This window comes from Methylobacterium sp. 17Sr1-1 (assembly GCF_003173775.1).
Classification (GTDB): Bacteria; Pseudomonadota; Alphaproteobacteria; order Rhizobiales; family Beijerinckiaceae; genus Methylobacterium.
Genome location: NZ_CP029552.1, coordinates 5067737 through 5083523 on the forward strand (window position 1 = coordinate 5067737; position 15787 = coordinate 5083523).

At 72.8% G+C, this 15787-nt stretch carries 9 protein-coding genes; 7 read left to right on the top strand and 2 right to left on the bottom strand.

Features of this window, described 5'->3' with window-relative positions:
- Window positions 1-32 precede the first annotated feature (32 nt).
- The gene (metG, locus tag DK412_RS23025) at window positions 33-1706 is read left to right on the top strand and encodes a methionine--tRNA ligase (RefSeq protein ID WP_109973852.1); all 1674 of its coding nucleotides are present in this window, start codon (window positions 33-35) and stop codon (window positions 1704-1706) included.
- A gap of 190 nt (window positions 1707-1896) precedes the next feature.
- Here metG and DK412_RS23030 read toward each other — a convergent pair whose 3' ends face one another.
- The gene (locus tag DK412_RS23030) at window positions 1897-2805 is read right to left on the bottom strand and encodes a porin family protein (protein WP_204165428.1); all 909 of its coding nucleotides are present in this window, start codon (window positions 2803-2805) and stop codon (window positions 1897-1899) included.
- A gap of 202 nt (window positions 2806-3007) precedes the next feature.
- Between DK412_RS23030 and DK412_RS23035 the strand changes: the two genes are divergently transcribed.
- The 6 genes from DK412_RS23035 to DK412_RS23060 all read left to right on the top strand — a co-directional run bounded on the left by DK412_RS23035 (window position 3008) and on the right by DK412_RS23060 (window position 14546).
- Entirely contained in the window at window positions 3008-4444 is a 1437-nt protein-coding gene (locus DK412_RS23035; RefSeq protein ID WP_109973853.1) for a cobyric acid synthase, read from the top strand.
- Window positions 4445-4559: 115 nt separating this feature from the next.
- Window positions 4560-5954 (top strand): DUF1800 domain-containing protein, encoded by a 1395-nt coding sequence (locus DK412_RS23040; protein WP_109973854.1) that lies wholly within the window; start codon window positions 4560-4562, stop codon window positions 5952-5954.
- Window positions 5955-5973: 19 nt separating this feature from the next.
- A complete protein-coding gene (locus DK412_RS23045) occupies window positions 5974-7191 on the top strand; it encodes a DUF1501 domain-containing protein (RefSeq protein ID WP_109973855.1) in 1218 nt (405 codons plus the stop codon).
- A 247-nt stretch (window positions 7192-7438) separates the two neighbouring features.
- Window positions 7439-10726, top strand: coding sequence for a helicase-related protein (locus DK412_RS23050; protein WP_109973856.1), 3288 nt, complete (start codon window positions 7439-7441; stop codon window positions 10724-10726).
- A gap of 104 nt (window positions 10727-10830) precedes the next feature.
- Window positions 10831-12321: a DUF2252 domain-containing protein gene (locus DK412_RS23055; protein WP_109973857.1), complete on the top strand. Its 1491-nt coding sequence runs from the start codon at window positions 10831-10833 to the stop codon at window positions 12319-12321.
- A gap of 524 nt (window positions 12322-12845) precedes the next feature.
- Entirely contained in the window at window positions 12846-14546 is a 1701-nt protein-coding gene (locus DK412_RS23060) for an IlvD/Edd family dehydratase (protein ID WP_109973858.1), read from the top strand.
- Window positions 14547-14797: 251 nt separating this feature from the next.
- Here DK412_RS23060 and DK412_RS23065 read toward each other — a convergent pair whose 3' ends face one another.
- Window positions 14798-15787 carry an energy transducer TonB gene (locus tag DK412_RS23065; RefSeq protein ID WP_109973859.1) on the bottom strand — a complete coding sequence of 330 codons (990 nt, stop codon included), beginning with the start codon at window positions 15785-15787 and terminating at the stop codon, window positions 14798-14800.

A 15787-nucleotide genomic window follows, 5' to 3' on the forward strand; every position in this document is an offset into this window, starting at 1 on the left:
GCGTCCCTCGTCTTTCGCATCGGACGCTCCCCATGTCGCACCGCATCCTCATCACCAGCGCGCTGCCCTACGTCAGCGGCGCCAAGCATCTCGGCAACCTCGTCGGCTCGCTCCTGCCGGCCGACGTCCATGCCCGCTTCCACCGTCAGATCGGCAGCGAGGTGCTGTTCGTCTGCGCCACCGACGAGCACGGCACGCCGACTGAACTCGCTGCGGCGCAGGCAGGCCTCGCGCCGCGCGCCTTCTGCGACGGCGAGCATGCGCGGCAGGCGGCGATCTACCGACGCTTCGGTCTGAGCTTCGACCATTTCGGCCGCTCCTCCGCGCCATCCAACCACGCGCTGACCCAGCACTTCTACCGACGCCTCGACGAGGCCGGGCTGATCGCCGAGCGGAGCGTGCCGCAGATCTGGTCGCCCACGGATAACCGCTACCTGCCCGATCGATACGTCCGCGGCACCTGTCCCCATTGCGGCGACCCGGACGCGCGGGGCGACCAGTGCGAGGCCTGCGGCACCCTGCTCGACCCCGTCGAGCTGATCGCGCCGCGCTCGGCTTTGTCGGGGGACACACGGCTGGAACTGCGCGAGAGCCGCCACCTGTTCCTGCGGCAATCGGCACTGAGGGAGCGCCTGAACGACTGGCTTGATACCCGCTCGGGCTGGCCGCCCTTCGTCGTCTCCCTCGCGCGGAGCTGGCTGACCGCCGACCTTAAGGACCGCTGCATCACCCGCGACCTCTCCTGGGGTGTGCCGGTGCCGCGGCCCGGCTTCGAGGGGAAGGTATTCTACGTCTGGTTCGACGCGCCCATCGCCTACATTGCCGCCACGCAGGACTGGGCCGCCGACCAGGGTCGCGACTGGCGCGACTGGTGGTGGGGCGAGTCTGCCGGGACCGGCCGCATCGTCCAGTTCCTGGGTAAGGACAATGTGCCGTTCCACACGGTGAGTTTTCCCGCCACGCTGATCGGCTCCGGCGAGCCGTGGCGCACGGCGGACGTGATCAAGGGCCTTCACTGGCTCACCCACGAGGGCGGCAAGTTCTCGACCAGCCGGGGGCGCGGCCTCTCCTGCGAGGCGGCGCTCGACGCGCTGCCCGCCGATCTCTGGCGCTGGTGGCTGATCGCGAATGCTCCCGAGGGAGCCGATGCGGATTTCCGCGCGGAAAGGTTCGTGGCGGACGTGAGCAAGGATCTCGCCGACGTCTTCGGCAACCTCGTCCAGCGGGTGGCCCGCTTCGCGGCGACGGCGTTCGACGGCGAGGTCCCGACGGGGGCTGAGCCCGGTCCGGCCGAGCGCTCGCTCGCCGCTGAGGCCGCCTCGCAGGTGGCCGCGATTCGCGCGCATCACGAGGCGCGGGAGTTCCGGCGCGCGGCGGCCGAGACGCGGGCGCTCTGGGCCCGGGCGAATGCCTACGTCCAGGCAGCCGCGCCCTGGTCGGAGCTCCGGCACGACCGCGCGCGGGCGGCCCTCGTCACCCGTGTCGCCCTCGATCTCATCGCGATCGGTGCCACCGTGGCCTGGAGCATCGTCCCGAGCCTCGCGGCGTCGGCCATCTCGGCGGTCGGTGGGGAGGTCGCGGGCGCACCGGAATGGCCCGGGGACGTCGAGCGCCGGATCCTGGACGATCGGGGTGGGGAGACGAGGCGTGTGGGGCTCTTCGCGCCGATCACGAAGGTTCGCGTCGAGGATATCGGTGCGGCGTGATGATGACTGGTGAGGCTAACACAGCCGTTGCCGTGCCGGATCGGACTTCCCGTCCGGCCCGGTCGAGCGATCGGTTCAATCGATCGGGGCGCTGACCACGACTAAAAACGGCCGCCGGGCATCTGCCCCGCGGCCGTCGAGAGAGGCGGGCCGGTTCGGCCCGCCGATATCGGCTCAGCTGATCCGAGGATCAGAGGCCGTTGAACTTGTAGCTGAACCCGGCGCGGACGAGGTTGCCCTCGGTGGTGAAGCGCGAGGTGTAGGAGCCGCGCGGCTGCGCGGCGGCGGCCACCGTGAGGCCGGTGTTGTTCACCTGCACGTTGCGGCTGCCGAGGTCGTAATGCAGGTACTCGGCCTTGATCGTCACCGCCTGGGACTGGATGCCCAGCAGGCCCAGCAGGCTGTAGCGGGCCAGGAACGAGTCGGTCGGCAGGGCGTACTCGATGCCGCCGCCATAGGCGTAGCCGGTCGCGATGTCGTTGTAGCGGCCGGTATAGGCGAGCGCGAGCGGCGGGGTGGCGCCGGCCGTGGTGTAGAAGTTGGCGCGGTAATCGACGCCGCCATAGGCGAAGCCGCCCATGCCGTAGACGAAGACGCGGTCGAAGGCGTAGCCGGCGCGGCCGACGACGGTGCCGAGCCAGGACAGCTCCTGACGGAAGGCGCTCGGGTCGGAGAAGCCGTTATTCGCGGCGAGCTGCGGGCCGAGGTAGAAGGTGTTCTTGTGGATGTCGGTCCAGGCCCAGTCGGCCTGGACGCCGACCACGAAGCCCGAGCCCGGCGTGAACTGGTAGTTGTAGCCGAAGCCGCCGCCGATATTGGCGAGGCCGTCCTGCTCGTTGCGCACCACCGGCGGGCGACGCAGGGTCGCGACGTTGCCGATCGTGTTGGTCGGCGTGACGTCGTTGCCGATCGTGGTGATGCGCTGGCGGTCGGTGAAGGTGTAGTCGGTGTGCAGGCCGGCATAGAAGCCGGTCCAGGTGAAGACCGGCACCGGCGTGAAGACCGGCGGCGGGGCGACGCGGCGCGGCAGGTCCGCGGCCGAGGCCGCCCCGGCGAGGAGCGACGTCGCGGCGCCGGCGAGCATGAACTTCTTGAGCACTGGAGGACGCCCCGGTTGAGCGAAATTGTGGCCGCAGGCTAGCTTGAGCGTGACCGGACGCCTATGACCGCCGTGCCACACCTGGCGGTCGACCGGCCAAGTTTCCGAATTTTTTCCGTGCGCTGCCGCACAGGGCGGCCAGCAGAGTGCGAGGCGACCTGTGCGAGGAGCCATGCCAGAGGGAGAGGGCGCCAGGGCCCTGATGATCCAGGGCACCGGCTCCGACGTCGGCAAGTCGCTGATCGTCGCCGGGCTCGCCCGCGCCTTCTCGCGAAGGGGCCTGCGGGTGCGCCCGTTCAAGCCGCAGAACATGTCGAACAACGCCGCCGTCACGGCCGACGGCGGCGAGATCGGCCGGGCCCAGGCGCTCCAGGCCCGGGCGGCGGGCGTCGCGCCCTCCGTTCACATGAACCCGGTGCTCCTGAAGCCGCAGAGCGAGACCGGCTCGCAGGTGGTGGTGCAGGGGCGGATGGTCGGCACCGCGCGGGCGCGCGAGTACCAGGCCTGGAAGCCGCGGCTCCTCGCGGCGGTCGTCGAGAGCTTCGACCGCTTGCGAGCCGAATCCGACCTGGTGCTGGTCGAGGGCGCGGGCTCGGCCTCGGAGGTGAACCTGCGCCGGGGCGACATCGCCAATATGGGCTTTGCCCGCGCCACCGGCACGCCGGTGGTGCTGCTCGGCGACATCGACCGCGGCGGGGTCATCGCGAGCCTCGTCGGCACGCGGGCCGTGATCGACCCGGAGGACGCCGCGATGGTGCGGGGCTTCCTGGTCAACCGCTTCCGCGGCGACCCGGCCCTCTTTTCCGACGGCATGAGCCTCATCGCCGCCCGCACCGGTTGGGAGGCGCTGGGTCTGATCCCGCACTTCCCCGAGGCCGCGCGGCTGCCGGCCGAGGACGTGCTCGGCCTCAAGGGCGCCGAGCGCCCAGGGGGCAAGGTCGTGGCGGTGCCGGTCCTGCCCCGCATCGCCAATTTCGACGACCTCGACCCCTTGCGGGCCGAGCCCGGCGTGAGCGTGGTGCTGGTCGAGCCCGGCCGGCCGATTCCCGCCGAGGCCGACCTCGTCCTGCTGCCGGGCTCGAAGACCACGATCCCCGACCTCGCCTTCCTGCGCGAGCAGGGCTGGGACATCGACATCCTGGCCCATCGCCGCCGCGGCGGGCGGGTGCTCGGCCTGTGCGGCGGCTACCAGATGCTCGGCACCAGCTTGAGCGATCCGCAGGGCATCGAAGGGCCGCCGGGCACGGTGGCGGGCCTCGGCCTCCTCGACGTCGCGACGGTGCTCACCGCCGAGAAGCGGCTGGCGGCAGCGACCGGCGTCAGCCTGCCGGACGGGACCCCGTTCACCGGCTACGAGATGCATGTCGGGGAGACCGACGGGCCCGACGCCGCCCGGCCGCTCCTGCGCCTCGCCGACGGCCGCCCCGACGGCGCGGTCTCGGCCGACGGGCTGGTCTGCGGCACCTACGTCCACGGCCTGTTCTCGGACGAGGGCCAGCGGGGCTTATGGCTCGCCCGCCTCGGCGCCGCACCGGGGCCGGAGGCCTACGAGGCGGTGATCGAGCGCGTGCTCGACGGCCTCGCCGACCATCTCGAGGCGCATGTCGATTGCGACCGGCTGCTCGCCCTGGCGGCATAGCGCGGGGCGAGCGCTCACCTTACGAAACCGTCATCTCCCGCTCAGCATCGGTTAAGCCCGAGAAGCGCGTCATGCCGGCGCGTCATGGTGGCTGACGGGCGGGGAGGGCACGGGCATGGCGGTCGATCCGCGTCGGACGGCGCTCGGCCTCGGGCGGTTCGGGCTCGGCGCACGGCCGGGCGACCTCGCCCTCGGGGAGCCGGTCGAGGAGGCCCTGCGCCGCGAGATCCTGGCGGGCACCGTGCCCCTGCCGGGCGGGCCGGACCTTGCCCCCGCCCCGACCCTGCTCACCGCCCTCCAGGCCGAGGAGCAGGGCCGCAAGCTCGCCCGGGCCGGGAGCCCGGACGCGCCGATGCCGGAGGGCCCGCCGGCGCCGCCGATCCAGGAGCGGGTCTACCGGGCCGAGGTAACGGCCCGCCTCGCCCTGGCGCAAGCGGCGCCCCTCGGCTTCGTCGAGCGCCTGGTCTGGTTCTGGGCCAACCATTTCACCGTCTCGGTGGCGCGGGGGCCGCGCCTGCGGGTCAGCGCCGGCGCCTTCGAGCGCGAGGCGATCCGCCCGAACGTGCTCGGACGGTTTCGCGATCTGCTGCTCGCCGCCGCCACCCATCCGGCGATGCTGATCTACCTCGACAACGTCGCCTCGGTCGGTCCCAACTCGCCGGCGGGCCAGCGCAAAGGCCCAGGTCCTGGCAAGGGCCTCAACGAGAATCTCGGCCGCGAGCTCCTGGAGCTGCACACCCTCGGCACGGAGGGCGGCTACACGCAAGCGGACGTGACGGCGCTCGCCCGCATCCTCACCGGCTGGTCGCTGCAGCGCGACGGCAATGCCGAGGGCCTGCCGGGCACGACCACCTTCCGGCGCGGCGCCCACGAGCCGGGCGCCGTGACGCTGCTCGGCCGCACCTACCTCGATGTCGGCCCCGGGCAGCTGCGCATGGCCCTCGACGACCTCGCCGTGCATCCGGCGACCGCCCGCCACGTCGCGTTGCGCCTCGCCCGCCACTTCGTCGCCGACGATCCGCCCCCCGCCCTGGTGGCGCGCCTCGCCCGGACCTTCCTCGACCAGGACGGCGACCTCTCCCGCCTGGCGCTGGCGCTGATCGAGGCACCGGAGGCCTGGGACCCGGTGCAGCGCAAGATCCGCTCGCCGCAGGAATTTTTGGTCGCGGCGATGCGCGGGCTCTCCCTCGCGCCGGATCCCCGGATGGTGGATCCCCGGATGGTCATGGGCGCGCTCGCGGCTCTGGGCCAGCCGTACTGGTCGGCGCCGGCGCCGAACGGCTACCCCGACGAGGCCGGAGCCTGGGCCTCGCCGGAGGGGCTGCACGCCCGCCTCGACCTCGCCGCCCGGACCGGCCAGCTCGCCGCCGCCACCGACCCGACCGCCTTCGCCGACGCGGTGCTGGGCCCGCTCGCGACCGACGAGACGCGCACGGCGATCCGCCGGGCCGAGAGCCGGGCGCAAGCCATCGCCCTCGTCCTGATGGCCCCCGAGTTCCAGCGACGGTGATCTCCAGGAGGACCTCTCGATGAGCGATCTCTGCCAGTCCGGTCCCCGAACCGCCCATCCGAACCGCCGGGCACTCCTCGGCACGGCCGGCGCATTGTTCGCCTGGGGTGCCATCCCCCGCACCGCTTACGCCGCCCCGGGCGCCCGCGACGCCCGCCTCGTCGTGGTGATCCTGCGCGGCGCCCTCGACGGGCTCTCGGCAGTGGCGCCGCTGGGCGATCCGGCCTACGCGGACCTTCGCCCCGGCATCGCGCTGACCCGCGACGGGCCGGGGGCGGCGCTTCCCCTCGACGGCTTCTTCGCCCTCCATCCGGCGCTGCCGACCTTCGCCCGGCTCTACGCCGCCCGCCAGGCGATGGTGGTGCACGCCGCCGCTACCTCCTACCGCGAGCGCTCCCACTTCGACGGGCAGGACGTGCTCGAGAGCGGCCAGCCGGGCCCGGGCCACACCGCCAGCGGCTGGCTCAACCGCCTCGTCGCCGCCCTGCCGGCGGGGGAGGGCATCGCCCCGCGGAACGCCCTCGGGGTGGGCGTGGTGCCGCCGCTGATCCTGCGCGGGCCGGCTCCGGTCCTCGGCTGGGCGCCGCCGCGCCTGCCGCGGGCGAGCGACGAGCTCGCCCGGCGGGTGCTCGGCCTCTACGAGGCGCGCGACCCGGCCCTGGCGGCCTCCCTCGCCCGCGGCCTCGACGTCGACGCCCTGGCGAAAGGCGGGCCGAAGGGAGGGGGCGGCCTGCGCGGCCTCGCCGAGGGCGCCGCCCGGCTGATCGCCGCCGATGACGGCCCCCGCATCGCCGCCCTGGCGCTCGACGGCTGGGACACCCACGCCGACGAGGGCGGCGCCACCGGCCGCCTCGCCGGGCTGCTCGGCGGCCTCGACGGGGTGTTGTCCGCCTTCGCCGAGATCCTGGCCCCGCGCTGGGCCGACACCGCGATCCTGGTCGTCACCGAGTTCGGCCGCACCGCCCGGGTCAACGGCACCACCGGCACCGATCACGGCACCGGCACGGTGGCGTTCCTCCTCGGCGGCGCGGTGCGCGGCGGCCGGGTCCTGGCCGACTGGCCCGGCCTCGGCCCCGCCCAGCTCCACGAGGGCCGCGACCTCGCCCCGACCACGGATGTGCGGGCGGTCGCCAAGGGGCTGGCGGCGGACCTGTTCGGGCTGTCGCCGGCGGTGCTCGCCGCTCACGTGTTTCCGGGGACGGAGGGCTTGCGGCCGGTGGGCGGGTTGGTGGTGTAGGGCATCCTCGGACGGTCGCCGGGCTGCCCTGGCCCTCATGGTGCGGGATCCTCCTCTCCCCGCCCGCGCAGGGCTGTCCGGAAAAACGAAATCGCGGGCGGGGAGAGGGAGAACCCGCGCATTTTTCTGAGGCCAGGTCGCCCTCTCCCGTACTCCCCCACATCATTCCTGTGCATGCGACAGCCTTGGCCCGGACCCGCCACAGCCCCCGGGCGTTTCCCGCACCAGACACAGGGAGTGGGGGCCGATGGCGAAGCGCAAGGTGAGCCGGCGCGCAGGGACGGGGCCTGAGGAGAACGTGGCGCCGCTGGTGCCGCCCGGGGCTCTCGCGGTGGCGCTGCTCGGCCTGCGCGAGCGGGGGCGGCCGCTGGTCCACGTCGCCCGCGATGCCCGCCGGCTGGAGGAGATCGCCGCCCTGCTGCGGGCGCTGGCCCCCGGCCTCGGCGTCGCGGTCTATCCGGAATGGGATTGCCTCCCCTTCGACCGCGCCTCGCCCTCCCGCGGCACGATGGGGGCGCGGGCCGGGGTGCTGCGCTGGCTCACCGATGCCGCGCACCTGCCCGACATCCTGCTCACCACCGCGCCGGCCCTGATCCAGCGGGTGCCGCCGCCCGAGACCTGGGCCGAGGCCCGGGTCGAGCTGAGAGCCGGCGACGCCCTCGATCCCGCCCGGCTGACGGCGGAGCTGCAGCGCCTCGGCTACATCCTCGACGACCGGGTCGACGAGCCCGGGGAGGTCGCGGTGCGCGGCCGGACCGTCGACGTCTATCCGGCCGCCGCGCCCCGGCCCTGCCGCATCGAGCATGCCGACGGCACGATCACGGCGATCCGCACCTACGATGCGGTCTCGCAGCGCTCCCTCGACGAGGTCGAGACCCTGGTGGTCGATCCGGCGACCGAGGTGATCCTGGCGCCGGATTCTCCCGTGCGCCTGCGGCCCTTCTCCGGCCAGGAGCACCAGCTGCCGACCCTCTACGGCCGCCTCGTCACGGTGCTCGACTACGTGCCGGAGGCCCGCCTGGTGGTCGAGGCCGGGGCGGAAGGCCGTGCCGAGGCCTTCTTCGAGCAGATCGCCGAGGGCCGCACCTCGGAGGTCGCGAGCCGCGGCCAGGCGGCGCCGCTCTACCTGACCCCCGCCGAGTGGACGAAGACCCGGAAGGCCCGCGAGGTGGCGGTGGCGAGCGACGCCGACGCCGCGTCCATCGCCGTGCCGGCCTTCCTGCGCGAGCGCCGGCCCGGGCCGGCCTTCTCGGCTTACCTGCGCGAGCGCCTGAAGGCCGGCGAGCGGGTGGTGTTGGCGGGCGATCCCGCCGGGCTCAAGCGCCTGTCGCGCCAGGCCGCCCGGGCGGCCGAGCGGGGCGTCCGCCCGGTCGCCGACTGGTCGGAGGCGGTCGCCGCCGCGGGTGGCGAGATCGTCGCCCTGCCCGCGCCCCTCGATGCGGGCTTCCGGGCGCCGGACCTGGGTGCCACCGTGATCGCCACACCGGACGTCTATGGCGGCACCTCGGCGCGGCCGAGCGTCGGCCAGCCGGTGATCCTGCCGATGGGCGAGGTGGATCTCCGCGTCGGCGACGTGGCGGTCGACCGCGACCATGGTCTCTGCGTGTTCGAGGGGCTGGAGCGCATCGCCACCGGCGACGGCACCGAGGCCCTGCGCCTGCGCTTTGCCGGCGACGCGATCCTGATGGTGCCGGTGGCCCAGGCCGACCGGATCTGGCGCTACGGCTCGGAGGAGGAGGCAGTCACCCTCGACAAGCTCGAGGGCGGCACTTGGCCCAAGCGGCGCCTCGCCACGGAGGCCGGCCTCGCGCGGGCCGCCCGCGCCATGCTGGAAGCGGCGGAGGAGCGCCGCACGGCGAAGGCGCCCGCCCTGGTGCCGCCGGAGCGCGAGATGGAGCGGTTCGGCGCCGGCTTCGGCTTCCCGCTCACCCCCGATCAGGCGAAGGCCGTCGACGGGGCGCTTCAGGATCTCGCCGGCGAGCGGCCGATGGACCGGCTGGTCTGCGGCGATGTCGGCTTCGGCAAGACCGAGGTGGCCCTGCGCGCCGCCGCCGCGGCGCTCCTCGCCGGCAGGCAGGTGGCGGTGGTGGCGCCGACGACCGTGCTGGTGCGCCAGCACCTGCGCACCTTCGAGCGGCGCTTCGCCCGCTTCGGCATCGGGGTGGCGCAGCTCTCGCGCCTCGCGAACCCGGCCGAGGCCAAGCGCGTGCGCCAGGGCCTCGCCGACGGCTCGATCCGCCTCGTGATCGGCACCCACGCGCTCGCCGGCAAGGGCGTGACCTTCGCCGATCTCGGCCTCGTGGTGATCGACGAGGAGCAGCGCTTCGGCGCCGCCCTCAAGGAGCGCCTGCGCACGATGGCGGGCGACGCCCATGTGCTCACGCTGACCGCGACGCCGATCCCCCGCACCCTGCAATCGGCGCTGGTCGGGCTCAAGTCCCTCAGCGTCATCGCGACGCCGCCGGCGGTGCGCCAGCCGATCCGCACGGTGCTGATCCCGCTCCACGACGACACGGTGCGGGCGGCCCTGATGCGCGAGAAGGGCCGCGGCGGACAGAGCTTCGTCGTCTGCCCGCGCATCGAGGAGATCGGCCCCATGGCCGAGCGCCTGAAGGCGCTGGTGCCCGAGCTCGAGACGGTCGTCGCCCACGGCGAGATGAAGCCGGCGGAACTCGACGAGATCATGGTGCGCTTCGCCGACGGCGAGGGCGACGTCCTGCTCGCCACCTCGATCATCGAGAGCGGGCTCGACGTGCCGCGGGCCAACACGATGCTGGTCCACGACGCTGAGCGGTTCGGCCTGGCGCAGCTGCACCAGCTGCGCGGCCGGGTCGGCCGCGGCCAGCGAAGGGGCGTCACCTACCTGCTGACCCGGCCCGACCGCGACCTGGCGCCTTCGGCCGAGAAGCGCCTGCGCACGCTCGAGGCCCTCGACCGCCTCGGCGCGGGCTTCGCCATCAGCGCCCGCGACCTCGATCTCCGCGGCGCCGGCGACCTCGTCGGCGAGAACCAGGCCGGCCACGTCAAGCTGATCGGCCTCGGCCTCTACCAGCACCTGCTCCAGCTGGCGCTCCGCGCCGCCAAGGGCGAGCCGGCGGAGGATTGGGCGCCGGAGATCCATCTCGGCCTCGCCGGCGACGTGCCGGAGGATTACGTGCCAGAGCCGGAGGTGCGCCTGAGCCTCTACACCCGCCTCCTGCGCCTCGGCACGCCGGAGGACGTCGAAGCCCTGCGCGGCGAGGTCGAGGACCGGTTCGGGCGGCTGCCCAAGGGCGTGCGGGCGCTGTTCGCGCTGGCCCACCTGCGGGTCGCGTGCCTCGCCCTCGGCATCGCCCGCCTCAGCGGCGGGCCGCAGGGCCTCGCGGTCGATTTCCGGCCCGGCTGCGCCCCGGCCGCGATGCCGCTGACCGAGGACGTGACCGCCCGTGACGGACGGCTGATCCTGCGCCGCCCCTGCGACGACCCGGACCGGCGTGGCGAGCTGGCGGCCGACTTCTTGCACCGGATCCAGGAGGCCCGCGATCAGCAGGGGTGACGGGTGGCACGTCCGGCGCCGGGTTTTCATCCGGCGCCCGGAACGATTGCTCACGGCCAAGGTTGACTCGGGGACCGATCGAGGCCGCCGACGAGCCGCGCCCCATGGACAGAGCCAACCCTGACCCACTGCCCGAGGCGCCTGCGGCCGACGCGGCCGTGGTGGCGGCCGAGGACGTCGTTCTGGAGCCCCTGGCCGACTTCCCCCACATCGACCTGCGCACGCCCGGCGAGCCGTGGGAGAAGCGCCGCGCCGCCGGCAAGGGCCTGCGCGCCAAGGTCCCGCATCACAGCCACGGTCCGGTGCCCGTCCCGAAGGACCGGCCCGACCCGGTGCGGCTGATCGAGCAGGCGCAAGCCGGGCGCCAGGCGCGGCTGATCCCGCTGCGCGTCGCCCGGATGGCGAGCTCGCCCTTCGCCTTCCTGCGGGGTGCGGCCACCGTGATGGCCTGGGATCTCGCCCGCACCCCGACGAGCGGCATCGACGTGGTGATGAACGGCGACGCCCACATCTCGAATTTCGGCCTGTTCGGCACGCCCCAGCGCGACATCGTGCTCGACCTCAACGATTTCGACGAGGTCACGATCGGCCCCTGGGAGTGGGACCTGAAGCGGCTCTGCGCCAGCATCGAGGTCGCCGCCCGCGACCTCGACGTGCCGGAGCCGGAGCGCCGCGAGGCGGTGATCGCCGCCGCCTACGGCTACCAGCACACCATGACCGAGCTGGCGCCGCAGGGACCGCTCGACGTCTGGCACCGGGCGGCGCGGGCCGAGGAGCTGGATTTCAGCGGCATCGCGATCGACGCGGAATCCCGCGCCGTGGTGGAGCGGGCGGTCGAGAAGGCGCGCAAGCGCCACAACAAGAGCCTGCTCGCCCGGATCGGCGAGCGCCGGGTCGATGGCGGCTGGCGCTTCCGCCAGGACCCGCCGATCCTGACCTGGGTCGATGCCGAGACCCGCGAGGCGGTGACCGCCGGGCTCGAGCGCTACGCCGAGACACTACCGCGGGAGCGCCGGTTCATGCTGAGCCGCTACCACGTCGTCGACGTCGCCCACCGGGTCGTCGGCGTCGGCAGCGTCGGCACCCGGGCCTACGTCGCGCTGCTCTGCGGCAACTCGGACCAGGACGTGCTCTTCCTCCAGGTCAAGGAGGCGGTGCGCCCGGCCCACGCGCCCTACGTGTCCGGCATGCCCGAGCCCTACGCCTCGCACGAGGGCGAGCGGGTGATCTACGGTCAGCGCCTGCTCCAGGCGGTCGGCGACCCGCTGCTGGGCTGGACCACCATCGACGACCGGCCGTTCTACGTCCGCCAGATGAAGAACATGAAGGGCGAGATCCCGGTCGCCTGCATGCGCGGGCAGCCGCTCGTCTACTTCTCCTGGGCCTACGGCGCGCTGCTCGCCCGGGCCCATGCCCGCACCGGCGACGCCGCCGCCATCGCGGGCTATTGCGGCCGCGACCGCCACGCCGACTTTCGCGAGGCCCTGGCCGACTGGGCGCGGGCCTACGGAGACCGGAATGCGGCGGACCACCGGCTGTTCCTGGAGGCGATCGCGTCCGGGCGGCTGGAGGCGGCGGACGATCCGGAGATGTGACCAGGGGCAGCACGATAGCGACGGACCATCGGTATTGCGCACGTATCGTGTGTCATGAACCAACCCCCTTTCCCGGAGGACTGGAGCGTCAGCGGAAGGAGATCCGGGATCCAGGAGAGATGTGCCGCGAATCGGCCCCTATGCTACCCCGTTGCAGACAGACGGACGCTTCGCGATTTCTTGTGCTGGATCCCGGATCTCCTTCCACTTCGTTTCAGTCGTCCGGGAAAGGGGTGGTGGGACATAGGAAGGGGGTGCATGGGCAGCCGCGAAGTGTAGTAATTTTTGCATATTTTGGCTGGACCTGCATCGTTGATTGCAATAACGGATAATATTTATCACCCATCAAATAATAAAATTTGCTATGTGAAATTTATGTTTTTCCGAATTTGATGTGATGCGGATCGTCATCTGCGGCATCATTCCAGGATGCCTCCTGCGCCCGCCTCCCATGCCACCCGCTTCGTTGACAACCATCCCCCCACCCCTAGAACCGGTCAAAACGCCGGCGGGAGGAGCACGCGATGGGCAAGGGCTTGCGCAAGGGACTGACCAGCTACGGGGATGCGGGCTTCTCGCTGTTCCTGCGCAAGGCCTTCATCAAGGCGGCGGGCTATTCCGACGACGCCCTCGACCGGCCGATCGTCGGCATCACCAACACCGCCTCCGACTACAATCCCTGCCACGGCAACGCCGCGCAGCTGATCGAGGCGGCCAAGCGCGGGGTGATGCTGGCCGGCGCGATGCCGATGGTCTTCCCGACGATCTCGATCCACGAGAGCTTCGCCCACCCGACCTCGATGTACCTGCGCAACCTGATGGCGATGGACACCGAGGAGATGATCCGCGCCCAGCCGATGGATGCGGTCATCGTCATCGGCGGCTGCGACAAGACCCTGCCGGCGCAGGTGATGGCGGCGGCTTCCGTCGACCTGCCGACGGTGGTGATCCCGGTCGGCCCGATGGTGGTCGGCCATCACCGCGGCGAGGTGCTCGGCGCCTGCACCGACTGCCGGCGCCTCTGGGGCGCGCACCGGGCCGGCGAGATCGACGAGCAGGAGATCGAGACCGTCAACGGCCGGCTCGCCCCCTCGGTCGGCACCTGCATGGTGATGGGCACCGCCTCGACCATGGCGTGCATGATCGAGGCGATGGGCCTCGCCCTGCCGATGGCCGGCACGATTCCCGCGCCCCACGCCGAGCGGATACGCCTCGCCGAGGCGAGCGGCGCCTGCGCCGCCGCGATGGCGAAGACCGGCGGTCCCCGTCCGAGCGAGATCCTGACCCCGGCCTCGATCCGCAACGCGCAGGTCGTGATGCAGGCGATCGGCGGCTCGACCAACGGGGTGATCCACCTCACCGCCATGGCGAACCGCGCCGGCATCGACCTCGACCTCGCGAGCCTCGACGCGATCGGCCGCGAGGTGCCGGTGCTGGTCGACCTGAAACCGTCGGGCGACCACTACATGGAGCATTTCCACCATGCCGGCGGCGTGCCGAAGCTCTTGCGCGAGCTCGGCAGCCTGATCGACCTCGACGCTCCGACCGTGACGGGTGCCACCCTGCGCGACGTGGTGGCGGCGGCCGAGGACGTGCCGGGCCAGACCGTGATCCGCTCTCCGAGCCAGCCGATCAAGCCGGTCGGCGCCATGGCGGTGCTCACCGGCAACCTCGCGCCCCGCGGCGCGCTGATCAAGCATTCTGCGGCGACGCCGCGCCTGCTCCAGCACGAGGGCAGGGCGGTGGTGTTCGACTCGATCCCCGACATGGCGGCGCGGATCGACGACCCCGACCTCGACGTCGCGGCCGACGACGTGCTGGTCCTGCGCAATGCCGGGCCGAAGGGCGCGCCGGGCATGCCGGAAGCCGGTTACCTGCCGATCCCGAAGAAGCTCGCCCGCCAGGGCGTGAAGGACATGGTGCGGATCTCGGACGCCCGGATGAGCGGCACCGCCTTCGGGACGATCGTGCTGCACGTCACGCCGGAATCGGCGGTCGGCGGGCCGCTCGCCCTGGTGCGCACCGGCGACCGCATCCGGCTCGACGTGGAGGGAAGGCGCATCGACCTCCTGGTCGACGAGGCCGAGCTCGCCGCCCGCGCCGCGGCGCTCACCCCACAGGCCCGGCCCGACTGGGCGGCCCGCGGCTATGCCCGCCTGTTCCACGACACCGTCACGCAGGCCGATCAGGGCTGCGATTTCGACTTCATGCGGCGGGAGGGGTGAGTCGGTTCCCGATCATCCCGTTCGACAATAAAGCGCGGGATCCCCTCTCCGGTTTGGGAGAGGGATAGGGGCGATCGAAAGTCGCGCAGGGAGGCTCGGGTTCAGGATAACTCGCGTAGCGTCGAGTTGGGCAGCTCGACGGTTCAGGTATATTACGGAAGCGTATCACCCTCACCCCTAACCCCTCTCCCACACGGGAGAGGGGGACGGGCTTTATTCTTCTTCGATCAGGTCAAATCGCCGTTGGATTCTCAGTTGAACCGCACCGGCAAGGTGAAGCTCTGCTGCGCGCCGGTGAACTCCGCCGGGGCCGGCGGCAGGCTGCCGGAGGCGGCGGCCACCGCCGCGGCGTCGAGGGAGCCGTTGCCGCTGCTGCCGGCGAGCGAGGCGCCGAGCACCCGGCCGGACCGGGACACGGTGAAGCGCACCGTCGCGGTGCCGCTCGCCCCCGCGGCGCCCCGCGCCCGGCTCTGGATCACCCCGCGCACCATCGCGCCCCAGGCTCGCGCCGCGTTGGCGCTCGCGGCGGCCGAGGCGCCGCTCTGGTTCATCTGCGAGGCGGAGGCCGCGGCGCGGCGCTGGCGGGCGGCCTCCATGGTGCGCTCGGCCGCCTTCTGCGCCTCGCGCTTGACGTCGCGCACGGGCTTCGGGGCCGGCTTCTTCGCCTCGACCGGCTTCTCGACAGGCTTCGGTCTCTCGACCGGCTTCGGCTTGGCCACCGGCTTCGGCACGGGTTTGGGGACCGGCTTCGGCTCCTGGACGGGCTTCGCCACCACGGCGGCCGGCGCCTCCGGGTTGGTCGAGGTGACGACCTGCTCCTCGGGCTCCTGCACCGCCTCCACCGCCTCGGGCGGCTTCTCCATCGGCACCGCCTCGGCCGGTGCCTGCTCGACCGGGGTCTCCTGCGGCGTCTCCTCGACCTTGGTCTCCGGCGGCGGGGTCTCGACCGGAACGGTGTCGGACGGGGGCTCGGCCGTCGGGACGGTCGTCGGCTCGGCCGTGTCCGTGGGGGTCGGCGTCGCCTCGACGTCCGGCGACTGGGTCGGCACGTCGATCGCCGCCATGTCCGGCGCGAGATCGATGGCGATCTCGTTCTCGCCGGGCGGGGCCGGGGGGCTGCGCCAGTAGGTCAGGGCGAAGAGGCCGCCCGCGTGGAGCGCGAGCGCCACTAGGAAGGCGAGGCCGAGGCCCGTCCCCGGCTCGCGCGGCTCCGGCGCGTCGGTCGTCACGGTGTGGTTCAT